We start from the raw sequence: 25,038 nt of genomic DNA, 5'->3' as shown, positions 1-25,038 counted from the left end.
GCGAAATCAGCGACTGGGTGGACGCCACCGGCTTCACCGGCCATCGCGAGGTCGAAATCTTCTCCCACAAATGGTGGAGCGGCGATCAGGGCGAGTTCCTCGATCAAATCGCCTCCAGCTACGCACGGCTTTATGCGTAAACACACCATCATACTCATTCTTGGCTTCATCGCATCCAGCTCGTTGCTGGCGGAGCAGCCGCTCCAGCAGCGTGATCAGTGGCAGCTCGAAGACCCCGCCGCCTGGGAATGGCAGGGTGAGGGCGATGCGACCACGCTCGTGCTGAAAAAGCCTTCGCAATACAAGCCGAAGGTGCGCAGGCCGTTCAATCTGGCGTGGTTCGGCGGTGCGGAGTTTGGATCGTTCACGCTGACCTGTGAAGCTCGGCTCGATGTCTTCAACAAGGGCAACAACGATGTGTGTATCGCCTTCGGGGGACGCGGTGAGTCTGAATTCTACTACGCCCACCTCGGCGAAACGGCGGACGGCGTGCATCTGCAAGTGCATGTGGTGAACCAGGCGGACCGCAAAGCCATAACGACGAATCGCGCGAAGGCTTTGCCGTGGAAGCCGGGGCATTGGCATCCCATCAAACTGGTGCGCGATGCTTCCACCGGCAGCATCCAGGTGTGGTTTGAGAATGAACTCGTGCTCGAAGCCTCCGACACGACGTTTGGCAAAGGGCGCATCGGCTTTGGCTCATTCGATGATCTCGGTGCCTTTCGGAAGGTGACCATCACCGCCGCGACGGAGTCCGTTCAGCAGATCGAAGTCGTCGCCGGTGGTGGCACGATGGTCGAGAATGCACCCGCGACTCAATGCAAGGTCACGCAGCCCTTTGGCATCGCCTTTGATCCGCAGGACAACATGTTCATCTGCGAGGAAACGCATCGCCTGCTGCGTGTGGATGCGAAAACGGGTGCGCTCACCGTCGTGACATCTGCGAAGGGCAAAAACGCGCCCGCTGGTGACCACGGCCCCGCCAAGGACGCGAGCTTCATCGCGCCGCACAATCTCGTCGCGGATGCGGAGGGGAACCTCTTCATCGCAGACACCTACCACTACGCCGTGCGTCGTGTGGATGCCAAAACCGGCCTCGTGACCACCTTCGCCGGCAATGGCAGCAAGGATCTCAGCGGCGACGGCGGCCCCGCAACGAGCGCCGGACTCGATGGCCTCGCGTGCCTGTGCTTCAACCATGACTTCACGAAGCTCTGCCTCGGCGGTTTCAGCAAAGTCATCCGCGTGGTGGACATGAAGACCGGCATCATCACCACCGTGCCCGGCTTCGGCGGCAGCCGCGCCATGGCCGTGGACTCGAAGGGCAATCTCTTCACGGCCACAGACCGCGGCGTGCGCATGCTGAGCACCGATGGCAAGATCACCGTGCTGAATGATCCCACCGCCGCGCCGACGCTGAAAGGCGTGAAGCACCTGTGGGCGGATCGCGATGACAACATCCTCATTGCCGACGCGGGCAATCATCTCATCCGCAAGTTCATCGTGGTCGAGCGAAGGCTCTTCACGCTCGCCGGAGTCGGCGAGAAAGGCGACGCTGGCGTGCCCGGCCCTGCTTTGCAGGCCCACCTCGGTGAACCGCATGGCGTCGTCACCCATCCGAGAACCGGCGACATCTACATCGCCGACTCGCGCAATCATCGCGTGCTGCGCATCAAGCAACCTCAGTAACCCTCACCTTTTTCCATCCACACACCTCCTATGAAAACACGCAGAATCGGCATCATCATGAACGGCGTCACCGGACGCATGGGCACCAATCAGCACCTCATCCGCTCCATCAAGGCGATCCGCGATCAAGGCGGGCTCAAAGTGGGCGATGACCTCGTCATCATGCCTGATCCCATCCTCACAGGTCGCAATCACGACAAGCTCGCGGCTCTCGCGGCACGCACGGGCGTGACGCGTTTCACGACGGATGTCGATGCGGCGCTCGCGAATGCGGATGACGAGATCTTTTTCGATGCCAGCGGCACGCTGCAACGCGCAGGCTTTGTCGAGAAGGCCGTGAAGGCGAAGAAGGCCATCTACTGCGAAAAACCGACCGCGGTGGAGACTGCCGAGGCGCTGCGTCTTGCCAAGCTGTGCGAGGACGCGGGCGTGAAGAACGGCGTGGTGCAGGACAAGCTGTGGCTGAGTGGCATCCGCAAATTCAAGCTACTGAAGGATCAGGGCTTCTTCGGCCGCATCTTGAGTGTGCGCGGCGAATTCGGCTACTGGGTCTTCACCGGCCTGGATGCGGATCAGCCTGCGCAGCGTCCGTCGTGGAACTACCGCAAGGAGGACGGCGGTGGCATCATTGTCGATATGCTCTGCCACTGGCGCTACGTGATCGACAATCTGTTTGGCAAAGTGAAGGCCGTGAGCTGCATGGGCGCCACGCACATCCCGCAGCGCGTCGATGAGCACGGCAAAAAATACGACTGCACGAGCGACGACGCCTGCTACGCGACCTTTGAATGCGAAGGCGGCGTGATCTGCCAGTTCAACAGCTCGTGGACCGTGCGCGTGCGCCGCGATGACCTGCTCACGATGCAGGTCGATGGCACCCACGGCAGCGCCATCGTCGGATTGCGCGATTGCTGGGTGCAAGGCGCCGGAATCACGCCGCGCCCGATCTGGAACCCCGACATCCAGCAGCCGATCAATTTCTTCGAAGGCTGGCAGAAGGTCCCCGACGCCACGACCTATGACAACGCCTTCAAAATCCAGTGGGAGGACTTCCTGCGCCACGTCGTGCTCGACACGCCCTTCCCGTGGACGCTGCGCGAAGGCGCGAAAGGCGTGCAACTCGCCGAACTCGGCCTGCAAAGCTGGGCGGAGCGGAAGTGGCTGCCGGTGACGGCACTGTGAGCCGGGAGTTCCGGCTCACCGCACGTTCGCAGTGGGAAGGGGGCTATGCGCCGCTGCCTTCCAACTGCGCTTCGGTCTTCTTCTTTTCACGCTGACGCTGGCTGCTGTCGAGGGTGCGCTTGCGCAGGCGGATGCTCTTCGGTGTGCATTCGGCCAGCTCATCGGGGGCGATGTATTCGATGGCGCGCTCCAGGCTGAAGCGGACGGGTGGCGAGAGCGCGATGGCCTTGGTGCCGCCGGCTTCGCGGAAGTTGGTTAGGTTTTTACTGCGTGTCGGATTCACTGGCAGGTCGTCCGCACGTGGGTTTTCACCAATGAGCATGCCGTCATAGACGAGTTCTCCGGGGCCGATGAAGAGCTTGCCGCGAATCTGGATCGTATCCAGAGCATAGCTGGTGGCCTCGCCGCCTTCGGTGCTGACGAGCGTGCCGGTCGAGCGCGTCTGCATCGGCCCGGCATGCGGGGCGTATTCTCTGAAGAGATGGCTGTGGATTCCATGACCGCTGGTCTGGTTCATCAGATCAAACTCGAAGCCGATCAAGCCGCGCGTGGGGACGTAAGCCTGGAGACTGGTGCGGCCGCTGTGCGCGCTCATGTCCTCGATCTTGCCTTTGCGCTCGGAGATCGATTTCATCACGTTGCCGAGGTATTCATCCGGCACATCGACGTAGAGCGTCTCAAACGGCTCGCAGAGCACGTCATCAATGCGCTTCATGATCACCATCGGGCGGGACACGAGCACTTCGAAGCCTTCACGGCGCATTTGCTCGACGAGCACGGCGATCTGCATCGAGCCACGGGCGCTGACATCAAAAATACCGGCGGTGTCCGTGTCTTTGACGCTGATCGTCACGTTCATCTTCTGCTCGCGGTCCAGACGGTCGCGGATCTTGCGGGAGGTGACGTGCTCGCCTTCGCGTCCGGCCAGCGGGCCGTCATTCACGGCGAACTGCATCACAATCGTCGGCGGGTCGATGGCGACGAAGGGCAGGGATGGAGCATCTGCCGCTCCAGCCACGGTTTGACCGATGTCCACATCTTCAAAGCCGCTGATGCCCACGATGTCGCCTGCGGTGCCTTCCACGGACTCGCCAGTGGTCAGTGTGGTGTATTGGAACACCTTCGTCACCTTTACCGGCTTGGCTTTTTCCTCGGGCGTCTTGCCCAGCAGGAACACACGGTCGCCCAGCTTCACGCTGCCACGGGTGACTTTGCCGATGGCCACACGGCCCACGAAATTGTCCCAGTCGATGTTCGAGACGAGCATTTCAAAGCTACCTTCGACTTCCGCCTTCGGCGCCGGGATGTGCTCCACGATCTTGCCCAGCAGGAAGGTCATGTCATGCTGCTCACCAGTGGGAGAGTCGGTCACCCAGCCAGCGCGGGCGCTGCCGTAGAGGAAGGCTGCGTTGAACTGATCTTCGGTGGCGTCGAGTTCCAGGAAAAGCTCCAGTACCTTGTCGTGAACCTTCTGCGGGTCGATGTTCGGGCGGTCCATCTTGTTGATGAGCACGATGGGCTTGATGCCCTGCTGCAGCGCTTTCTTCAACACGAAGCGTGTCTGGGCCTGGGGGCCGTCATAGGCATCGACAACGAGCATCACGCCATCCACCATCTTCATCACGCGCTCCACCTCGCCGCCGAAGTCGGCATGGCCGGGGGTATCGACAATGTTGATGATGTGGTCGTTCCAGTGAACGGAGGTGTTCTTGGCCTTGATGGTGATGCCCTTTTCCTTTTCGAGGTCCATCGAGTCCATGGCGCGTTCGGCGATGGCCTGGTTTTCACGGAAGTTACCGCTGGAGCGCAGCAGGCCGTCAACGAGCGTCGTTTTGCCGTGATCGACGTGGGCGATGATGGCGATGTTGCGAATTTTATCGGGGGTCATGGGCAGGTTTTCTGGGGAAGGGGGCCGCGAGGGTAGCAGCCTCCTGGCGATAGGCAAACGGTTCGCTGCAATGGTTTCGCCGCTTTGAAAGACTCAGTGGTCCAGGCTTTTCCACACCGCAGGCAGCCGCTCACGCACCAGTTTGGCGCTGCTGGCCGGGATCAGGGCCGGGGTGAGTGGCACGTTTTTCGTGTCTTCAAAGTCGAGCTGACCGGGGGATCGCGAGTATTTGTAATCGCGGTCCAGATTGCCATCGGCGGCGAGCTGAATGCCGACTTCTTCGACGCGGGGCACGGAGAGGTAGAACTGGCCGTGTTCGAGGATGCAGCGCTCATCGGAGTTCAAACGCAGCCGTGCCTTGGCAAGCTCTCGAAACAGCTCCTTGGCCGTGGCTTCGGCGGGATTCACAAAAAGGCGCTGTTCGGCGATCCAATCACGAAACTCCGGCTCCTGGCGCAGTGAATCGAAGGCGGCGTCGATTTCATCTTTCGCGAGCGGGTAGTGCGTGCAGCCGAGGACGATGGTTTGCAGCGGTTTCGTCGGTTTGGAGTCGCGATAAGCTTCTGCGAGGGAGCGAGCTTCTTTCAAGGCATAAGCGGCCACGGAGTCAGGAAAGGCAGGATCGCCCTCAATGGCTCCGGCGAGCGTGGCGCTGCCCTGCTGGGCGATGACAGGGACGCTTTGACCGGCGAGGCCGAGGGTTTGAGTGATGGTGCGCGGATAAACGCCGCTGGCACAAGTGCCAATCGTGGCGAGCACACCGATGCCGCCGGTGGTATTGGATTCAAGCACGCCACGAGCACCGGCTTCGACGACGCCGACGACGATCACGGGGATTTTCCATGCGGCGACGGCTTTGCGGATGTCTTCGAGGCCGTAGGCCGTGGCGGTGTTGCAGGCGATGACGATGGCCTTGACCGGCGGCTTGCTGAACTGCGGCTCCTTGCCCTCCGCTGGCCAGAATCGGCGTCCGAGCAGGAAGACGGCGTCTTTGACGATCAGTTCACGCAGATAGTCGGTACGTTGGACGGCGGAGTAGTTGCCATAGGGCATATTGGCCTGATCACCGAAGTAGATGAAGCGTTCCTGCGCGAAATCGGCCACGCCATCGGCTCCAGGTTGCAGATTGTCGTTGTGGAAGGCGTCGAGCGTGAGCAGCGCTTCGAGCACGGTCAGTCCGCCGATGCCGGAGTCGAACACACCGATGGGCAGGTAGCGGGTGGCTTCGTCATCGCTCCAAGCGGTGGCATCGAAACTGAACGCGGCCTTGCCATCGGGGTGCGTTCTCGCGTGTTCGACGAGGTCGGCAGCGTGAAGGGTGCCGACGAGCAGCCATGGCAGGAAGAATCTCATGAGAACAACATTCGACCAATGATGACAGCCATTCCCATGCCAACGACATCAGCGGTGAGACCGGCGGCGAGCGCGTGGCGGATGCGGCGGATGCCGACGCTGCCGAAATAGACGGCGAGGACGTAGAACGTGGTCTCGGTGGAGCCGTACATGATGGCGGCGGTGTATTTGAGCAGCTCGCTGCTCTCAGGCCGGAGCAGGATGTCATTGAGCACGCCGAGCGAGCCGGAGCCGGTCAGTGGGCGCATGAGAGCCATCGGCAGTAGCTCCACCGGGAAGCCGATGAAGCCGAGCACGGGCCGCAGCATGTATTCAAGCAGCAGCAGCATGCCGGAGCTGTTGAAAACGGCCAGAGCGGCCAGCATCGCCACGAGGAAAGGCATGATGCGCGTGGCGACGGCAAAGCCCTCCTTTGCACCTTCGACAAATTCCTCATAAACCTTCACGCCCTTGGCCATGCCGACACCGAGGGTGATGACGAGCACGATGGGGATGGCGAGGCCGGATCCGCCGTTCATGAAGCGTTTCCACGCGGGTTCGATTTGCGGCGCTTCAGCGGCAGCCGGGCTTGGCGTGGCTTTGGCGACGGGCGCGGCCTTCTGCTTCGCTTTTTCGACAACTTGGCTGAGCCCGGTGGCTTTTAGGACGCTTTCACGGGCCGTGGCGGGCATGAACTCGAGCACAGCGCACGAACCGAAGATGACGAACAGGGCGATGAGCCAGAAGCGGCGCTTTGGCGTGATCTTTTCGGACACGGGGGCGGTTTGATCGGCTGCGGCGGTTGATTCCACGCTGTCATCTGGCTGAATGGCAAACATGGGCAGCTTGCCGTAAAGTTTGGCCGTGACCACGGCGGTGACGACGGTGCAGGCGGTGGCGAGGATGGTCGGGACGATGATCTGATGTGCGCCTTTGACCCCGGCGGCGTTGAGATAGTTGATGGCCGTCATGGGCACGAGCGTGAACGCGGCGGTGTTCATGGCGAGGAAGGTCACCATGGCGTTGCTGGCCGTGTGCTTGTGCGGATTGAGTTCCTGAAGGTGTGTCATGGCCTTGAGGCCGAGCGGCGTGGCGCTGTTGCCAAGGCCGAGCATGTTCGCGGCCAGGTTCATGATCATGGCGCTCATGGCGGGATGATCGCGGGGCACGTCGGGAAAGAGGCGGCGCATGATGGGCGAGAGGGCACGGGCGGCCAGCTCCAGCAGCCCGGCTTTTTCCATGACACGCATGACACCGAGCCAGAAAATCATCAATCCGGCCAGCGGCAGGGCGATGTCCATGACCGCTGCTTTCGACTTGGAGAGGATGGCCGCGACGATGCCGCCATCACCGGAGACATTGCCCAGCAGAGCGGCGGCGCACATGCCGGTGAGGAGGAGAAAGGCCCAGATGTAGTTCAGCATGAGGCGGAAAATGTGACAAGACAGTAGCCAGAGGCGGCGGCAATGCGTAATCGTTCCAGTGCCAGCCACACTTGGCAACTGCCATTCGGCACCTCCTTTCGATGCCCTGTTCTATCCAGCACGCCAGCCAGCTCAGCGGTCTCAGCTCCCATGTGATCCGCATCTGGGAACGACGCTACAACGCGCTCAGTCCCAGCCGCACCGACACGAACCGCCGCATGTATTGCGACGAGGCCATCAAACGGCTGAAATTGCTGCGTGTGCTCACGGAGAACGGGCACCGCATCGGCGGTGTGGCGAAGCTGGGCACTGAGCAACTGGAAGAGCTGGTAAAAAAAATCCCCGCAGAAACGATGGCGGTCCCGGCGGGTGACTTAGAAATGCCGGAGCAGTTCGTGAACGCCGCCATTGCCGCGTCGAAGAAGTATGATTCAGACCTCCTGCGCCGCCTGCTGCTCCAGGCTCGTCGGCAGCTCGGCCAGCGCGGCATGCTGCATCAGGTGATTTGCCCGCTCATCGTGCAGATCGGTGAAAGCTGGCAGCACGGAAACCTGCGGCCCAGCCACGAGCACATCGCCACGGCGGTGATTCGTGAACTGCTGCTGACACCGGTGCCGGGCAGTCAGGTCGCCACGCATGCGCCGGAACTCGTTGTCGCCACCCCGGCGGGTGAGTTACATGAGCTGGGTGCCATGATTGTGGCCGCCACGGCGCGTGATCTCGGCTGGCGGGTCACTTATATGGGCCCCAATCTGCCGGTGGAGGAGATTGCCGCCTGCGCCCTCGCCCGTCAGGCCACCGCCGTGGCGCTGAGCGTGGTTTATCCCGAAGGCTGCCCCGTCATTCAGGAAAAGCTGCGTCGCATGCGAGAGCTGCTGCCGCCCGCGATGGCCTTGATCGTGGGCGGGCGGGCAGCGGCGGGTTACAAGGAGAAGCTGACCGATGCCGACATCCGCTGGGTCGGTTGTCTGCACGGTCTGGACAATGAGTTGCTGCAGATTCGGAAATGACGCGGGTTGCGCGGCGCAAGACGCCATCTAGTCTGCCGACCATGCATCTTTTCCGCACCACCTCCGGCATCGTCATTCAAAACGCAGGCACCTGGCATGCCGTCCCCGAAACGAACTGGGACGCGCTGCTCGAAGTCACCGGCCTCGCCGCTTATCTGGCTCAAGTCGCCGCCTCATCGCCTGCCATCGACGCTCCGGCCACCGACAGCATCCTGGCCCCCATCGTCTCGCAGGAAGTGTGGGCCGCTGGCGTCACCTATTTCCGCAGCCGCACCGCCCGCATGGAGGAGTCGAAAGACGCAGGCGGCGGCAGCTTCTACGACCGCGTTTACGCCGCCGAACGCCCTGAGATATTCTTCAAGGCAACGCCGCAGCGCGTCGCCAACCCGAATCAGCCAATGCATCTGCGTGGCGACTCGAAATGGATGGTGCCCGAGCCGGAACTCACGCTCTGCATCAACTCACGCGGCGAAATCATCGGCTACACCGTCGGCAACGACCTTTCCTGTCGAGACATCGAAGGCGAAAACCCGCTCTATCTCCCTCAGGCGAAGTGTTTCAAGCTCTGCGCCGCCCTTGGCCCCGCGATCTTGATTCAAACCGAGCCGCCCGCGCCCACGACCCGCATTCACCTGCAAATCGACCGCGCTGGCGTTCCCGCCTTTGAAGGCGAGACAACACTGTCCCAATTGAAGCGCACGCCGAGTGAACTCGCCGGATTCCTCTTCCGCGACAACACCTTCCCCACCGGCACCTTCCTCATGACCGGCACCGGCATCGTTCCCGGCGATGAATTCACGCTGCAAAGCGGCGACATCGTGAACATCACCATTGATGGCATCGGCACACTCGTGAATCCGATGGCCTGATCCATCCTTCTCATTCTTTCCCATCCCTCCCATTCTCTGATCCCATGACACTCACCGGACACCACCTCATCGCAGGCCGCGAAGCCGCCCCGCAAACTCATTTGTTCCACGCCTTCAACCCCACCACTAGCGAGCAGCTTGAGCCGGTTTATGGCGATGCCAGCCACGCTGAGGCCGATGAAGCCTTGCAGGCGGCGGAAGGAGCCTTCGACGCGCTGCGACTCGCCACGCCGGAGACGCGCGCGGCTTTGCTCGATGCGATTGCGGATGAAATCACGGCATTAGGCGATGCGCTGCTCGAACGTGCGCACGCGGAGTGCGCCTTGCCCATGGCCCGGCTCACCGGCGAGCGCGGACGCGCCATCGGGCAGTGCAAGCTGTTCGCGGCGCTGATTCGCGAAGGCTCCTGGGCCGATGCACGCGTGGATCATGCGATTCCTGACCGCCAGCCGCTGCCAAAGCCGGATGTGCGCCGTGTGATGATGCCAATCGGCCCAGTGGTCGTGTTTGGCGCTAGCAATTTTCCTTTCGCCATCGGTGTGATCGGCACAGACACGGTTTGTGCGCTGGCGGCGGGTTGTCCCGTCGTGGTGAAAGGCCATCCGGCTCATCCAGGCACCTGCGAGATGCTGGGACGTGCGGTGGTGAATGCGCTGCACAAGGTTGGCCTGCCAGCGGGTTGTTTCTCCCTGCTGCATGGCAAGGGCAACGACATTGGCACCACATTGGTGAAGCATCCACTCACGCAGGCGGTCGGTTTCACCGGTTCGCTTCGCGGAGGCCGTGCGCTGATGGATGTTGCCGCGGCGCGTCCGCATCCGATTCCGGTTTATGCGGAGATGGGATCAGTGAACCCGGTTTTTGTGCTGCCTGGAGCGCTCAAAGAGCGTGCTTCAAAGGTCGCGGAAGCCTATGTGCAGTCCGTTACCATGGGCGTGGGCCAGTTCTGCACGAACCCCGCCGTCGTGCTGGGCCTGCAAAGCCCCGAATTGAACCAGTTCATTAGCAATGCCGCCGCTCTCGCCGGGAAAGTGGCTCCGCAGACGATGCTGCATCGCGGCATCTGCGAGGCCTACGACGCAGGCACCGCCGTGTGGCAGACCATCGACGGCCTCGAAATCGTCGGGCAATCCGAAACGCCGCCGAGCGAAACCGCCACGCAAGCGGCCTGCCGCATTTTCACCACGACCATTGATGTGCTCGAAGCGAACACTGAGCTGCGCCGCGAAGTCTTCGGCCCCTGCTCGATCATTACGAAGTGCGCGACGCTCGAAGACCTGCTGCGCTACGCCAACAGCCTGGAAGGCCAGCTCACCGCCACGATCCACGGCACAGTTGAGGATCTGCGCGAGTTTGCGCCGCTGGTGCGTGTGTTGGAGAAAAAAGTCGGCCGCCTCATCTTCAACGGCTTCCCCACTGGCATTGAGGTTTGTCCCTCCATGCACCACGGCGGCCCGTATCCGGCGGCCAGCCACAGCTTCTTCACCAGCATCGGCACCGCGAGCATCTACCGCTTTGTGCGTCCGGTCAGCTACCAGGGCTTCCCCGAAGAAGCGCTGCCAGAGCTGCTCAAGGATGCCAATCCGCGTGGTGCGATGCGCATCGTCGATGGCGAGATGAAACGCTGAGTCGCTGAGTTTATGGAGTGCCGTCCATGTGGTCGGCGCTCCCGTTTTACTGCTCCAGCACCTTCAGCGCATTGCGCAGCAGGGTGAGGCCCGCTTCCTGACTCTTTTCCGGGTGGAACTGCACCGCCACAAGGTTCTTCTTTGCGATGCCGCTGATGAAGCTCACGCCGTAATCCGTGCGGCACAGAGCCAGCGATTCATCCTGCACCTCGGGATAATAGGAGTGAACGAAATAGATGTAAGTCGGGTTCGGCAGGCCGTTCCAAACAGCAGATTGGCTCGTTTCCCACTGCGCCACGTTCCAGCCCATGTGCGGGATTTTCAAACCGCTCGCCGCATCGAATTTGCGCACCTTGCCGGCCACAGCGGACAAACCTTCGACACCGGGGCATTCCTCGCTGCTTTCAAACAAGAGCTGATAGCCGAGACAGATGCCGAGATACGGCTTTTCCGCCTTCAACCAGGTCCGCAGCGGCTCCCACAGGCCGGTTTCCTTCAGAATGCGCACGGAATCCCCGAACGCCCCCTGACCCGGAAACACGAGCACGTCGATACCGCCGAAGTCCTCCGGCTTCGTGACGAGATTCGCATGCGCTCCGATGGCCTCGAAGGCATTCAACACGCTGCGCAGGTTCCCCGCGCCATAATCCAGCACGCCAAGTTTCATCACAGAACGTCCTTCGTGCTGGGGATGCCGGTGACGCGCGGATCATGCTTGGTGGCCGCGTCCAGCGCGCGTGCGAGGCCTTTGAAAATCGCCTCCGCCATGTGGTGGGCGTCGCGACCACGGCGAATTTCGACGTGCAGCGTGGCCAGCAGGCTCGACGCGAAAGCGCGCAGAAATTCCTCCACGAGCTGGTAGCTGAATCGGTTCACTCCGCCGATGGCTTCGACGTTCTCCGGTGCGTGATAGCTCAGGAATGCCCGTCCGCTGAGGTCGAGCGCGACTTCGGCGAGCGTTTCATCCATGGGAAGCAGCCAGAAGCCGTAGCGCACGATGCCCGTCTTGTTGCCCAAGGCTTCGCGAAAGCAGTTGCCCAGCACGATGCCGGTGTCCTCCACCGTGTGGTGGTAGTCCACCTGGATGTCGCCCACGACCTTCACCTTCAGGTCAAACAGGCCGTGCTTGGAGAACAGCGTCAGCATGTGGTCGAAGAACGGCACTCCGGTGTCGATCTGCGATTTGCCGCTTCCATCGACATTGAGTTCGATCTCAATGTCCGTCTCGGCGGTTTTGCGGTGCTGCTTGGCGGTTCTGGCTTGGCTCATGAGCCGCGAATGAACACTCAGATGCCGTGCTGGGCAACCCGTAGAACGAACTTTCCAGTTCGTTCGGAACGAGTTGGAAAACTCGTTCTACGCCATAATCCCTTTCACCAGATGCCCATGCACGTCCGTGAGCCGGTAACGTCGTCCCTGGAACTTGTACGTCAGCCGCTCATGGTCGATGCCGAGCAGGTGCATCAGCGTGGCGTGGAAATCGTGGATGTGCAGGCCGTCTTTGATCGTGTTGTAGCCGAAGTCGTCCGTTTCACCATACACCGACCCCGCCTTGATGCCACCACCGGCAAACCACGCGCTGAAGCAGCGTGGATGATGATCACGACCGAAGTTCGTGCTGATCTTGCCCTGGCAATACGCCGTGCGGCCAAACTCACCGCCCCACACCACCAGCGTGTCATCCAGCAAACCGCGTTGCTTGAGGTCTTTGACCAGCGCTGCGGCAGGCTGGTCGGTTTCTTTGCACAGCTTCGGCAAAGCGCCCGGCAGGCCGCCATGATGATCCCAGTCCTGATGATAGAGCTGGATGAAACGCACGCCCTTTTCCGCCAGACGCCGCGCTTGCAGGCAGTTCGCCGCAAACGTGCCCGGTGTCTTCACATCCGGTCCGTAGCTGTCGAGCACATGCTGCGGCTCGTCACTCAGATCCGTCACTTCCGGAATGCTCGTCTGCATGCGGAACGCCATTTCGTAATGGTCGATGCGATTCTGAATCTCCGCGTCCGGCGTGCCGGCAAACTGATGTTCATGCAGCTCTTTCAGGCGATCCAACATCAGCCTTCGACTGTCCGTGCTTACGCCGGCCGGATTGCCGAGATAGAGCACGGGATCCTTCGCCGCACGGAACAGCACTCCTTGATGCTTCGTCGGTAAAAAGCCGCTGCCCCACAAGTGCGAGCCCAGGGGCTGCCCGCCTTTGCCCTTCGTGATCAGCACGGTGAACGAGGGCAGGTTCGCATTCTCCGCGCCGAGTCCATAGCTCAACCACGAGCCAAAGCTCGGCCGCCCGGCGATCTGCGATCCCGTCTGGAAAAACGTCACGCCTGGGCCATGATTGATCGACTCCGTGAACATCGACCGCGCCACGCAGATGTCGTCGGCGATGCCCGACGTGTGCGGCAGCAGCTCGCTGAACCATCCGCCCGCCTGCCCATGCTGCGTGAACTTGAACGGCGATCCCACCATCGGAATCGACGACTGATTCCCCGACATCCCCGTTAAGCGCTGACCGCCGCGCACCGAGTCCGGAAGCTGCTCGCCGTGGCGTTTGTTCAGCACCGGCTTGTAATCAAACAGGTCGAGGTGAGACGGCCCGCCGGACATGAACAGGTAGATGATCCGCTTCGCCTTCGGCTGGAAATGCGTGCCTCCCAGCACTCCACGGTCGTCCGAGGCCTTCGCCAGCATCTCATTCAAAGCGATGCCTCCGAGGCCCAGACCGAACTGATTGAGGAACGTGCGGCGATCCAAAGTGGAAGAAGGTGAGTTCATGAGAGCGAGGGGCTTAACGTTTAACGACACAGGCGTCGTGGTTGAGCAAAGCTTGGGCAAGAACGGCCCCAGCTGCCGCTTCCGGGACTGGAATCGAAGCATTATGCTTCGCGTTGCCCGTCTTCAGCAGCACCTCGGCTTCCTTTGGCACCGCTTTGAAATGAGAGAGCTGTTCATGATAAAGCTGCGTGCAGATTTGAGCTTCCTTCGCATCGGGCTTGCGACTGAGACAGCGCAGGAAGCCGAGTTCGATCATCTTGGGCACATCCCCCTTCGATTCGACATGCAGCTTCTCGCCGAGCACCCGTGCGGCTTCGACATACTGCACACCATTGAGCAAAATGAGCGCCTGGAGCGGTGAATCGGTGCGTTCGCGGCGTGAAATGCACACGGCACGCCGTGGCGCGTCAAAGGCAACCATCGCAGGCGGCGGACTGGTGCGGCGCCAGTTGGAGTAGAGGCTGCGGCGATAGACGGTGTCGCCTGCGCCAGGGGTGACGGGTTTGAAGGCCTCGGACATCTCATAGGCATGCACGGGTGGTCCTCCCAGCGTGAGTTTGATCAAGCCTGCGGCGGCCAACGCATTGTCACGAATCATTTCGGCAGGCAGGCGGAAGCGTGAACCGCGTGCCAGCCATTGGTTTTCGGGATCATCCGCCATCGTTTTGGCATCTGCGAAGCTGTTTTGGCGATAGACCTGACTCGTGACGATCTCCTTCACCAGCGCCTTCACATCCCAACCGCTCTGGATGAACTTCATGGCGAGATAATCGAGCAACTCGGGATACAACGGCCTCTCGCCCTGGCTGCCGAAGTCTTCCGTGGTCTTCACCAATCCGCGACCGAACAAGCTCTGCCACAGACGGTTCACGGTGACTCGAGCCATGAGCGGATGATTCGGCGCAGTGAGCCACTGTGCGTAGCCGAGACGGTTCTTCGGCGCGTTCTTTGGAAACGGTGACAGCGAAGCAGGCGTCGTGGGGCCGACTTCTTCGCCGCGCTTGTCGTACTCGCCACGCGTGAGCACGTAGGCCTTCTTCGGCTGCGGCAGCTCCTTCATGACCATCAGTTCCTTCTGCGCATCCTGAAACGCGAACAGTTCCGCCCGCGCCTTTTGCAGCTCAGCGTTCGTTTCTGAGGTCATATCCCGGCCAAACACGCGGAAGTCGTCGATGAGCCCGCCTTTGAAGCCACGATCTCGCATGCGCTCGCCGAGGCTGATGTTGTCATGACCGCCGCCCGCGATGGTTTTCGTTAGGTTGTCTTTGATCACATCCACGGCTGCTTGTTGGCCATCCACGAAGATCTTCAAGCCGTCCGCCCGGCTGCTGCCATCATAAGTCACGATCACCTGCAGCCACTGCTTCAGCGGAATGTTCTCCGTCGTGCGGATACTGATCGCATTGCCCGGCCAGAAGTGAATCAGCGACCACTTGAGCTTGCCTTCCTCAATCAGCAGCTCGTAGCCGCGGCTCGCCGCATCCGTCCACGCCTGAGAGCGATGAAATACCACCGCGCGATCCTTCACATCCGGCGTTTGCATCCACAGCGACACGCTGAAAGGCTCGTGGCGCTGGAAATTGCCCAGCGGCGTGTCCACCGCGTCATCTCCAGTGAACTGGATCGCGTTGCCGAGTTTGCCGGGCACCAACTTGTTCTCGCCCTTGAGCACCGCGGCGGGATCAGGCGGCCCTTTGTCCTTCGGGTCCTTCTTGGGCTGCGGTGGAGGTGCGGCATGCAGCGCATCGGCCAGCTTGTTGCCCTTCAGTTCATCAAACGTGAAGTGAGCCATCTGCCCCTCCAGTGATGCGGGCACTCCTGCCCGCAGTTCCAACGCGTTGCGGGCAGGAGTGCCCGCATCACTTCGAGTTTTCTCCAAGTCAGCCACCTTGGCCTTCAGCGCAGCCATCTTGTCCTTCGTGGGCTGATCCATCAGCATCATCGCTGGAGTCGGAGGCGAAGGCGTGAAGAAGGAATACAAGCCGGCTTCGTCGATGTTCTGCAGCATCGAAAACAGCCCGTAATAGTCCTTTTGCGTGATCGGGTCATACTTGTGATCGTGGCAGCGCGAGCACTCGAAAGTCAGACCGAGAAATGCCGTGGCCACGGTCTGCACACGGTCGGCGACGTATTCGACGCGATACTCCTCCTCCACGCTGCCGCCTTCGTTTTCCTGCTGGTGCAGGCGATTGAATGCGGTAGCGAGGATTTGCTCGTCCGTGGCATTCGGCAGCAGATCGCCCGCAAGCTGCCAGATCACGAACTTGTCGTAGGGCAGGTTGTCATTGAACGCCTTCACCACCCAGTCTCGCCACGGCCAGACTTCGCGTTCGCGATCCACCTGGAAGCCGTAACTGTCCGCGTAGCGCGCCACGTCGAGCCAGTCCACCGCCATGCGTTCGCCGTAGTGTGGCGATGCCAGCAAGCGCGTGACGAGATGCTGGAGGCTCGATGCTGGATCAAACTGATGCTCTGTGACAAAGGCAGTGACTTCCTCCGGCGTTGGTGGCAGGCCCGTGAGGTCAAAGCTCAGGCGTCGAATGAGGGTTTCGGGCGAAGCTTCGGCTTGGAGCTTCAATCCGCGTTCCTCCAGGCCTGCGCTGACGATTTTGTCGATGCTCTGAGCCTTCGTTGCTTCTGGTTTGAGCGGAATAAACGCCCAGTGCGCTTCATACTCCGCGCCTTCATTGATCCACTGCTTCAAGATGGCGATTTCGTCTGCCGTAAGGTCGCCGAGTTTCGATTTGGCCGGAGGCATGTGGTCATCGGCATCCGTGGTGAGAATGCGTTGGATCATCTCGCTCACTTCGGCTTTGCCGGGGACGAAAGCCTTCGCTTCCACTGCTGCGTTGCGCTCATCCAGCCGCAGATCGGCTTCACGCTTTTTTGGATCGGGTCCGTGGCAGAAGAAGCACTTGTCCGACAGGATGGGCCGCACATCGCGGTTGAACTTCACCTTGGCGGGAGCCGCCGAAAGGGAAGTCGTGAGCGATAACAAGGAGAGAGAGGCAAAAAGGCCGCGCGTCATGGCTTTAGAGTATCTCACGCAAACACCGCCTTCACCACCTTCGGATTTTCCACGCCGGTCAGTCGCTGATCGAGGCCCTGGAACTTGAAGGTGAGCCTCTCGTGATCGAGTCCGGCCGCGGCGAGGATCGTGGCGTGCAGATCGTGCACACTGACTTTGTCGATCGCGGCTTTGAAGCCGATCTCGTCGGTTTCGCCGTGATGATAGCCGCCCTTCACGCCGCCGCCGCACATCCAGACGGTGAAGGCGTGCGGATTGTGGTCGCGACCGGGCTGCGCGCCTTTTTGCGCGATGGGCAGACGACCGAACTCGCCGCCCCAGATGATGAGCGTCTGGTCGAGCAGCCCGCGCTGCTCCAGATCGCTGATGAGCGCGGCCACGGGCTGATCGCTCTCCGCCGCGAAGCCGCTGTGATTGCCGAGGATGTCCTTGTGGCCGTCCCAGCTTTGCTGGTTCTCCATGCCACCACTGTAGATCTGGATGAAGCGCACACCGCGCTCCACCATGCGCCGCGCCGTTAGGCACTGCTTTGCAAAGTGGCCGCAGTGCTTCTCATTCACGCCGTAGAGCTTCTGGATGTGCTCCGGCTCGTCTTTGAGCGCAAAAGCCTCCGGTGCGGCAGTTTGCATGCGATAGGCCAGTTCAAAGCTCTCGATGCGTGCGTTCAATTCGCTCTCGATGGCCGATCCGGCGAGTGATTGCCGATTCAGCCGCGCCATGAGGTCAAGCTGCGCACGCTGACGCTGCGGCGTGAGCGAGGCAGGCACCGCGAGGTTGTCGATCGGTGCGCCAGTCGGCTTCAGCCACGTGCCTTGATACACACTCGGCAAAAAGCCCGCGCCCCAGTTTGCCGCGCTGCCTTTCGGCAAGCCGCGATTCATCGGATCGCTCATCACGACAAAGCTGGGCAACGAATCGCTCTCGCTGCCGAGGCCGTAGTTCACCCACGAGCCCACGCACGGATAGCCCATGCGCGTCGTTCCGGTGTTCATCATGAAAAGTGCGGGCGAGTGGTTGTTTGAGCCCGTCCAGCAACTGTGGATGAAGCACATCTTATCGACATGCATCGCCGTTTTGGGAAACAGATCGCTGCACCACGTGCCGCTCGCGCCGTATTGCTTGAAGCCGAAGGGCGACTTCATCAAACCGCCCACCGAGCCGGGAAAGAAGCCCGTTTTCGGATCAAAACCCTCCAACGTTTGCCCGTCGCGCTTCGCGAGTTCCGGTTTGTAATCCCAAGTATCGACCTGCGACGGCCCGCCATTGGTGAAGATCCAGATGATCGACTTCGCCTTGCCACCGACCTGCATCGGCACCTTCGGCGAAAAGGGATTCTTCGCAGCCTCCAGCATCGAAGCGAAGGCCAGCATGCCAAAACCACCGCCAGCGCGGGCGAGCATGTCACGACGAGAATAAGTGGGTGTGTTCATATCAGTTCACGTAAACAAATTCATTCAAGCTCATCACCACCTGACAGTAATCCGCCAGCGAGGCACCGCTTTTGAGGAAATCGAGCCCCGTGGCCAGTTCGGCAGGTTTAGGCTCACGATGAAAACAATGCCGATACGTCATCGCGATCTGCTTCGCGGCATCACCGGCACCTGAAACGCGTTTCGCGAGTCCTTCGGCCCATTGGCGGGCCTGCGGGCTGTTCATCAAGATGAGCGCCTGAGGTGCCACGGTCGTGGTGGGGCGTGCGCCTTGGCTCACGAGGGGTTCGGGCTGGTCAAAGGCCACCATGCTGCCGATGAGCTGGCTGCGCTTGATGTTGAAGTAGATGCTGCGGCGCTTGCTGTTCTCATCGCGCGTGCCGGGGCCGTGCATCGTCGGGTCGAGCACGCCGCTCACGGCCAGCATCGAGTCACGAATCGCTTCGCCTTCGAGGCGATACGGCACGAAGCGCATGAAAAGCCCGTTCGCCGGATCAGCGGCCTCCTTTTTCGCATCTCGCGCGCTGCTCTGCTGCCACGCACGGCTGCTGAGGATGAGTTTGTGCATCGGTTTCAGCTTCCAGCCGTTCTCGATGAGCTTCGCCGCCAGCCAGTCGAGCAACTCGGGCTGCGTGCAAGGCGTGCCGGTCTTGCCGAAGTCATTCGGCGTGGGCACCAAGCCGGTGCCGAAATGATGCTGCCACAGCCGGTTCACGATCACGCGAGCGAGCAATGCACCCGCGCCGCCATCGACATCCGTGATCCAGTTTGAGAGCGAGCGACGTTTGCCAGTCGATTTCGCGCCCGCAGGCGGCTGCCATTGCCAGCGCTTCGCGTCGCCGGGCTTGCTCAGCACTTGCAGGAACCCCTGCATGGCCTCGCCGTCCTTCATGAGCGGATTGCCACGCTTCAGCACATACGTTTTGTCAAAGAACGGCCCGCCCTGCGTGTGCATCACGATGGGATCGTAGCCTTCGGCGCAGATCATCATGCGCGTCGCGCCTTGGACGGTTGGCGTGTTCTTTTTCGCATTCATCGTTGTCACCGCGGAGGTCACCTTGCCATCGGGATGCACGTCCACGTTCATGCGCGTCGTCGTCGTGAAGGTGCTCAGCATCGCGTAGTAGTCGCGGGTCGGCAGCGGATCGAACTTATGATCGTGACAGCGGGCGCAGCTCAGCGTCAGCCCGAGCATCCCGCTCGCCGTTGTGCCCAGCATGTCATCCATCGCGTCGTAGCGCGAGCTTTCGACCTCGTTTGCCGTGATCTGCGAAGGAAACACCCCCGCGCCGAGAAACCCCGTCGCCGCGAGCGCCAGCGGATTTTGCGGCTCGTATTCATCGCCCGCGAGCTGCCATTTCACGAACTGGTCATACGGCATGTCCGAGTTCAGCGCCTTGATGACAAAGTCACGGTAATGAAACGCAAACGGCCGGTCATAGTCCTGCTCAAAGCCCGTGCTCTCCGCATACCGCGCCACATCCAGCCAGTGCCGTGCCCAGCGCTCCCCATAAGCTGGCGAAGCCAGTAACTCGTCAATCAGGTCACGTAGGTCAGCCGTGTCAGAAACCTCCGACGGCGGCAGCCCCGTGAGATCCAAATACAACCGCCTCACCAACACCGCCTTATCCGCCGGTGGCGCAAAGCTCATGCCCTTCGCATTCTTCAAAAGCAGCTCATCAATGCTTTTCGCCTGCACCTTCTTCAGCGGTTGAAACGCCCACCACTGCCGATCCTCGTCTGTGACCACGCTGCTATCCTTTTTCGGCTTCTTCCCGGCCACCAGCGGCACTGAGTAAGGCGCGCCATCATCAATCCAGGCCGCGATTTTCGAAATGACGGCCTCCGGCAGCTTCGGGCTGCTGTCCGGCATCATCGGCTCCTTTTCATGTCGGATCAGCGCCATCAAAAGACTGCCCTTCGCATCAAACGGCACCACCACCGAGCCATGCGAGCCCCCACGCAGCAAATCCTCGCGCGTCGCCAGGTCGAAGTCGCTCTTCACCTTTTCGCCGCCATGGCATTTGAGGCAGTTTTGCTTCAAAATCGCCGCCACCTCGCCATCGAAGAGCTTGAGGCCGCGCTCCATGCGCTTCGCATGATCGGGCGGCAGGTTCGCAGCGAGGGCTGAACTCGTAGTTAGGATCAAAAGGAGTGTCCGCATCAATTATTATTAACGTTGGTTGCCTGTGCCGTTTCATGGCTCAATTGTGTCTTATTGTGCGCCTAGTTCTCCTGGATCCTATTTTGCGCAGGGAGGATACAACTTTGCTCCGTATCTGATTCCAACGATCGCATGTCCAACCGCCGCAAATACCTCAACTACACCACCCCCTGGGGCGTGGATCTCGCTCGCGTGGCGAAATCGGGCTGGACGCCGTTTTTGATCCACGAAAGCGGCTACCAGCCTCAGTTGGAGGACTGGAACCATGAGGGAGTCGATTCGCCCTTCTGGCGCTTTTACTACAATCCCAAGCCTGGCTGCCATCTGCTGTTTCAGGGGGAGAAAATCATGCTGGAGCCGAAGAAGGCCGTCTTGATCCCGGCGGACACGGTGTTCGACTGCTGCGGCCCTGTGAAGGCCTGCCACTTCTGGTTGCACTTCACCACCGCACGGCCCGGTGTGTCCATTCCTGCTGCACCCATCGTCATTTCGGCGGATGATTCACTGCGGGCGATGCTGACCAAGCTCATCGCCACGCATCGCGAATCACCGACGGATCTTCGTGACCACCGTTTGCATCATCTGAGTGCCGCATTGCTGCACATGGTCTTCGCCACGCTGGAAACCGACTCACCGCCTGCGCTGCCGGAGCGTATCGTTGAAGTGTTGGCTCTCATCGCCCGTGCGCCGCACAGCAAACTGACGAATCCCTTTCTCGCAGAACGTGCGGGTATGAGCTTGGAGCGTTTCATCCGCAGCTTTCGTGAGCACACCGGGCAGACGCCTGCGGCTTATGTCTTGAGCACACGCATTCGCCTTTCCGGCGAGGCCTTGGCGCTTACGGACAAGACCATTGATCAAATCGCCGCCGAGTTCGGCTTCCCCAACCGGCATTACTTCAGCCGCATGTTTGCCCGGCAAGTCGGCTGCGGCCCGTCGGAGTTCCGGCAGCGGCAGCGAGACAGGAAGGGGCGCTGATCAGGACAGTTGGTCTGCGATTTCCTCCGCCGGGTAAGTCCAGACCTCGCTCAGCGTCGGATGGTAGTGCGGGATCGCCATGAACTGTTTCACCGTGGCGCGGAAGTTCATGGCGATGACGACTTCGTGGATGAGTTCGGTGGCTTCGGGGCCGACGACGCAGGCACCGAGGATCTCGCCGGTTTCGGCGTGAGCGTGAATCTGCACGAAGCCGGCGGTTTCGCCCATGACCATGGATTTGCCGTGGTCGTTGAAGGGATAGCTGGCGCTGAGGAAGGGAATGTCGTCCTTTTTGAGCTTTTCCGTCGTTGCGCCGACGCAGGCGACTTGGGGATGGGAAAAGACGCCGAAGAGCTGGAGACGGTAGTCGATGGTTTCGTTGGCCGCCTTGTTGTTCAGAAGAGAATGAGCGTTGCGGGCGGCGATTTCACCCTGCTGGATGGCGAGGTGGACGACATCGAGCGGGCTGCACACATCACCTGCGGCGAAGATGTGCGGCTGGGAGGTCTGCATGCGGTCGTTGACGACGATCTTGGCTTTGTGCAGCGCCACCTGCGCTTTTTCGAGATCGAGTCCGCGTGTCTCGGGCTGGCGGCCCATGGCGAGGAGGATTTGATCGACGCGGATGGCATGCGTGTGTCCGTCAGTGGTGAATTCAATGCGCTTGCGACCTTCGTGAGTGGAAATGCGATTGAGGTGTGTGCCGAGATGCACGCTCATACCACGCTCGGTGTAGGCTTTGGCAACGACATCGCTGCACTCGCGGTCGAGGCCGGTGAGGAGCTGGGAATTGCGCTGGATCAACGTCACAGCGCAACCCATCGCTTCCAGGTAGTGCGCCATTTCGAGGGCGATGGCCCCGCCGCCGAGCACGGCGATGGTTTTGGGAAGCGAATCGGTATCCAGCACGTCATCGCTGGTCCAGTAGCCGGTTTCGGCGAGTCCGGGCACGTCGGGCACGAAAACCTCAGAGCCGGTGGCGATGCAAAAGCTGCGTGAGGTGATTTGGAAACTGGCGGAGCCGTCACGCGGGACGACTTCGACGGTGTGCGGGCTCAAAAAGCGAGCGTGACCACGATAGAGGACGAAACGACCGTCTTCGAGCTGCCCCTGGCGATAACCGGCGAAGTCGGCGATCAGGGTGCGCTTGCGATCACGGATGGTGCGCACATCAACGCCATGGGACGTGGCTTTAAGGCCGAACTCGGCGGCGTGACGGATGTGGAGCTGGCGGTTGGCGGATTCGATGAGCGTCTTGCTCGGCATGCAGCCGCGCAGAATGCAGAGGCCGCCAAGTTCTTGAGCGCCGTCGATCACTGCGACACGTAAACCGGCGCTGTGAGCCGTTCTGGCCGCCGCGTAGCCGCCGCTGCCCCCGCCGATGACCACGAAATCAAACTTGTGTTCTGACATGCGGAGAAATGCAGGGGAGGGGAGTCGTTCGCAAGCTGTGGTATTGCCAAACTCAAAGCGAACGAAGTAATCTCGTCTTTTCCATGAAATCCCGCCGCTCCTCTCTATCCCAAGTCATCGCCACGGGCGTTGCTCCTGTTTTTGTCCCCGCGCATGTGCTGCGCTCGCAGACGGCGCCGTCGAACAAGATCACGCTCGGCGTCATTGGTGTCGGCGCGCAGGGAACGCATGACATGCGGGCCTTTCTCAATCACGAAGATGTGCGGGTGACGGCGGTGTGTGATGTGAATGCCAAGAACATCGAGCGTGCGCAAGGAATCATCGCCGAGCGTTACGGCGGCGCGGATGTGAAGGTGTATCGCGATTTTCGTGAATTGAATCGCGATAAGTCGATTGATGCCGTGCTGATGGCCTTGCCGGTGCACTGGCACAGCATTCCGTCCACCGATGCGATCTTGAACGGAAAGCATATCTACCACGAGAAGCCGATGGGCATGTCGATGGTGGAGTCGAAGCATGTGCGGGCGGCAGTGAAGAAGACAGGCGTCGTGTTTCAGTTCGGCACGCAGCAGCGCAGCGACATGAAATTCCGCTGGGCCTGCGAACTCGCGCGCAACGGACGGTTGGGGAAGCTGAAGGAGATCCAAGTCGGTGTTCCCGGCGGGAAGATCGGGCCGGACTTTCCAGAGCAGCCAGTGCCGGAGCATGTGGACTGGGAGCGCTGGGTGGGTCCGGCACCGATGACGTCGTTCAATGTGGATAAACTCAAGCGTGACAATCACGAGAACATCACGAATTTCTCGCTCGGCATGAGCTCCTGCTGGGGCATCCACCACCTCGACATCGCCCAGTGGGGCAATGGTACCGATGACACCGGGCCGATCAGCGTCGAGGGCGAGGCGACTTACCCTGACAAAGGCGGCTGCGACGCTGTCTTGACCTGGAAGATGCGTTTTGAATACGCGAACGCGGCTCCGATCACCTTTGTGAACGAGAAGAACATGGACATCGGTCACGGCACCCGCTTTATCGGCGAATCCGGCTGGGTGCATGTGCTGCGTGGTAACATCAAAGCCAGCGATGATGCCATCCTGCGTGATCCGGCGAACAAGGACGGCACGATGCCGATCAAGCTGATCGCCAGCGTCGAACACACGCGCAATTTCATTGATGCCATCAAGACGAAGCAGCGCGCGATTTGTGACATCGAAACCGCCGTGCGCTCCGATACGCTACCGCAACTCACGGCGATGGCTTTGAAGGCCAAGCGCAAGCTGTTGTGGGATCCGACGGCGGAAACGTTCACGAATGACGAGGCGGCGAATGCGTTGATGAATGCCAGACCGTTTCGTGGACAGTGGAACCTGCCGGAGATCGGTGCGTAGGCGGAACTTTCAATTCCGCTGGAACGGGTTGGAAACCCCGTTCTACGCTCTCCGCTGCCGCATGGCTTCAAACAAGACCGCGGCACCTGCGGCGGCGACGTTGAGGGATTCCACCGGCTCATGCAGCGGAATGCGGACACGATGATCGCAGGCGCTCATGATTTCGGCGCTGGCTCCACGGCCTTCGTTGCCGAGGATGAGCAGCGTCGGCTGACGCCAATCGTAGTCGAAGTGGCAAAGATCGGCCTCGCCGGTGGCTACGACGGTTTTGAGGCCACGAGTGCGGCAGGTTTCGATCGTGCCGAGGCCGGAGACATCGGGCAGGATGGGAAGGCGGAAGGCGGAACCCATGGAACTGCGCAAGGTCTTGGGAGAAAAGGCATCGGCGGAGCCAGCGAAGGCGAAAAGGCCGCTCACACCGGCGGCTTCGGCGGTGCGGACGAGGGTGCCGAGATTGCCGGGGTCTTGGATGCGGTCGAGGCCGAGGATAAGCGGCGCTTGGCCGTCGAACATGCGATCCAGCGTCGGCCACGGGCGTTCGGCGATGACGATGATGCCTTGGGTGGAGGTGGTGTCGCTCAGTGATTCGAGCACCGATTCGGAGAGCTGATAGATGGGGCAATTGAGGCGCTCCAGCAGTTCTTGCTGTGCTGCTGAAGGTTCGGCGGCGGTGAAGCAGGCATGCAGTTTGAGCTCGGAAGCCGCGCACTCTGAAACGAGGCGCTCACCTTCAACAAAGATCAAATCACGCTCACGGCCTTCGCGCACGCGGCGGGCGTGTTTGACGCGTTCGTTGGAGGAACTGGTGATGAGCATGCGGGCGCAGGATGGAAAGCGCCCGATGTT

18 protein-coding genes are annotated in these 25,038 nt (G+C 60.9%); 7 read left to right on the top strand and 11 right to left on the bottom strand.

Going from position 1 to position 25,038, the window contains the following annotated elements:
* Nucleotides 1–132: 132 nt before the first annotated feature.
* The gene (locus tag ACILSI_RS08570) at nucleotides 133–1,689 is read left to right on the top strand and encodes a hypothetical protein (RefSeq protein WP_395721450.1); all 1,557 of its coding nucleotides are present in this window, start codon (nucleotides 133–135) and stop codon (nucleotides 1,687–1,689) included.
* 30 nt (nucleotides 1,690–1,719) lie between these two features.
* The gene (locus ACILSI_RS08565; protein ID WP_395721449.1) at nucleotides 1,720–2,871 is read left to right on the top strand and encodes a Gfo/Idh/MocA family protein; all 1,152 of its coding nucleotides are present in this window, start codon (nucleotides 1,720–1,722) and stop codon (nucleotides 2,869–2,871) included.
* A 43-nt stretch (nucleotides 2,872–2,914) separates the two neighbouring features.
* Here ACILSI_RS08565 and typA read toward each other — a convergent pair whose 3' ends face one another.
* From typA to ACILSI_RS08550, 3 genes are all read right to left on the bottom strand, one after another.
* A complete protein-coding gene (gene typA, locus ACILSI_RS08560) occupies nucleotides 2,915–4,759 on the bottom strand; it encodes a translational GTPase TypA (protein ID WP_395721448.1) in 1,845 nt (614 codons plus the stop codon).
* Between the two features lie 93 nt (nucleotides 4,760–4,852).
* Nucleotides 4,853–6,112 carry a glutamate racemase gene (locus ACILSI_RS08555; RefSeq protein WP_395721447.1) on the bottom strand — a complete coding sequence of 420 codons (1,260 nt, stop codon included), beginning with the start codon at nucleotides 6,110–6,112 and terminating at the stop codon, nucleotides 4,853–4,855.
* A complete protein-coding gene (locus ACILSI_RS08550) occupies nucleotides 6,109–7,515 on the bottom strand; it encodes a nucleoside recognition domain-containing protein (protein ID WP_395721446.1) in 1,407 nt (468 codons plus the stop codon). Before ACILSI_RS08550 ends, ACILSI_RS08555 begins: the two co-directional genes overlap by 4 nt.
* A gap of 101 nt (nucleotides 7,516–7,616) precedes the next feature.
* On the opposite strand from ACILSI_RS08550, the gene ACILSI_RS08545 reads away from it, so the two are divergent.
* The 3 genes from ACILSI_RS08545 to ACILSI_RS08535 are packed head-to-tail and all read left to right on the top strand — an operon-like array spanning nucleotide 7,617 to nucleotide 11,022.
* Nucleotides 7,617–8,525 carry a MerR family transcriptional regulator gene (locus ACILSI_RS08545; RefSeq protein WP_395721445.1) on the top strand — a complete coding sequence of 303 codons (909 nt, stop codon included), beginning with the start codon at nucleotides 7,617–7,619 and terminating at the stop codon, nucleotides 8,523–8,525.
* 41 nt (nucleotides 8,526–8,566) lie between these two features.
* Nucleotides 8,567–9,394: a fumarylacetoacetate hydrolase family protein gene (locus tag ACILSI_RS08540; protein WP_395721444.1), complete on the top strand. Its 828-nt coding sequence runs from the start codon at nucleotides 8,567–8,569 to the stop codon at nucleotides 9,392–9,394.
* A 44-nt stretch (nucleotides 9,395–9,438) separates the two neighbouring features.
* Entirely contained in the window at nucleotides 9,439–11,022 is a 1,584-nt protein-coding gene (locus ACILSI_RS08535) for an aldehyde dehydrogenase (NADP(+)) (protein ID WP_395721443.1), read from the top strand.
* A gap of 46 nt (nucleotides 11,023–11,068) precedes the next feature.
* On the opposite strand, the gene hisH is transcribed toward ACILSI_RS08535, so the two are convergent.
* The 6 genes from hisH to ACILSI_RS08505 form a co-directional block, all read right to left on the bottom strand.
* Nucleotides 11,069–11,689 carry an imidazole glycerol phosphate synthase subunit HisH gene (gene hisH, locus ACILSI_RS08530; protein ID WP_395721442.1) on the bottom strand — a complete coding sequence of 207 codons (621 nt, stop codon included), beginning with the start codon at nucleotides 11,687–11,689 and terminating at the stop codon, nucleotides 11,069–11,071.
* Nucleotides 11,689–12,291, bottom strand: a complete 603-nt coding sequence (hisB, locus tag ACILSI_RS08525; RefSeq protein WP_395721441.1) for an imidazoleglycerol-phosphate dehydratase HisB — start codon at nucleotides 12,289–12,291, stop codon at nucleotides 11,689–11,691. The genes hisH and hisB overlap by 1 nt, the downstream gene beginning before the upstream one ends.
* Nucleotides 12,292–12,378: 87 nt before the next feature.
* Nucleotides 12,379–13,794 carry a DUF1501 domain-containing protein gene (locus ACILSI_RS08520; RefSeq protein WP_395721440.1) on the bottom strand — a complete coding sequence of 472 codons (1,416 nt, stop codon included), beginning with the start codon at nucleotides 13,792–13,794 and terminating at the stop codon, nucleotides 12,379–12,381.
* Between the two features lie 13 nt (nucleotides 13,795–13,807).
* A complete protein-coding gene (locus ACILSI_RS08515) occupies nucleotides 13,808–16,822 on the bottom strand; it encodes a DUF1553 domain-containing protein (protein WP_395721439.1) in 3,015 nt (1,004 codons plus the stop codon).
* A 14-nt stretch (nucleotides 16,823–16,836) separates the two neighbouring features.
* A complete protein-coding gene (locus ACILSI_RS08510; protein ID WP_395721438.1) occupies nucleotides 16,837–18,252 on the bottom strand; it encodes a DUF1501 domain-containing protein in 1,416 nt (471 codons plus the stop codon).
* Between the two features lies 1 nt (nucleotide 18,253).
* Nucleotides 18,254–20,416, bottom strand: a complete 2,163-nt coding sequence (locus ACILSI_RS08505) for a PSD1 and planctomycete cytochrome C domain-containing protein (RefSeq protein WP_395721437.1) — start codon at nucleotides 20,414–20,416, stop codon at nucleotides 18,254–18,256.
* 132 nt (nucleotides 20,417–20,548) lie between these two features.
* Here ACILSI_RS08505 and ACILSI_RS08500 point away from each other — a divergent pair, with 132 nt between their 5' ends.
* Nucleotides 20,549–21,394 (top strand): helix-turn-helix domain-containing protein, encoded by an 846-nt coding sequence (locus ACILSI_RS08500; RefSeq protein ID WP_395721436.1) that lies wholly within the window; start codon nucleotides 20,549–20,551, stop codon nucleotides 21,392–21,394.
* On the opposite strand, the gene ACILSI_RS08495 is transcribed toward ACILSI_RS08500, so the two are convergent.
* The gene (locus ACILSI_RS08495) at nucleotides 21,395–22,807 is read right to left on the bottom strand and encodes a dihydrolipoyl dehydrogenase family protein (protein WP_395721435.1); all 1,413 of its coding nucleotides are present in this window, start codon (nucleotides 22,805–22,807) and stop codon (nucleotides 21,395–21,397) included.
* A gap of 83 nt (nucleotides 22,808–22,890) precedes the next feature.
* Between ACILSI_RS08495 and ACILSI_RS08490 the strand changes: the two genes are divergently transcribed.
* Nucleotides 22,891–24,192 (top strand): Gfo/Idh/MocA family protein, encoded by a 1,302-nt coding sequence (locus ACILSI_RS08490; RefSeq protein ID WP_395721434.1) that lies wholly within the window; start codon nucleotides 22,891–22,893, stop codon nucleotides 24,190–24,192.
* Nucleotides 24,193–24,234: 42 nt separating this feature from the next.
* Here ACILSI_RS08490 and ACILSI_RS08485 read toward each other — a convergent pair whose 3' ends face one another.
* Nucleotides 24,235–25,008 carry a TrmH family RNA methyltransferase gene (locus ACILSI_RS08485; RefSeq protein WP_395721433.1) on the bottom strand — a complete coding sequence of 258 codons (774 nt, stop codon included), beginning with the start codon at nucleotides 25,006–25,008 and terminating at the stop codon, nucleotides 24,235–24,237.
* Between the last annotated feature and the right edge of the window lie 30 nt (nucleotides 25,009–25,038).

The organism is Prosthecobacter sp. (genome assembly GCF_044232965.1).
GTDB lineage: Bacteria > Verrucomicrobiota > Verrucomicrobiia > Verrucomicrobiales > Verrucomicrobiaceae > Prosthecobacter.
This window is presented reverse-complemented; position numbering and strand designations above follow the sequence as displayed.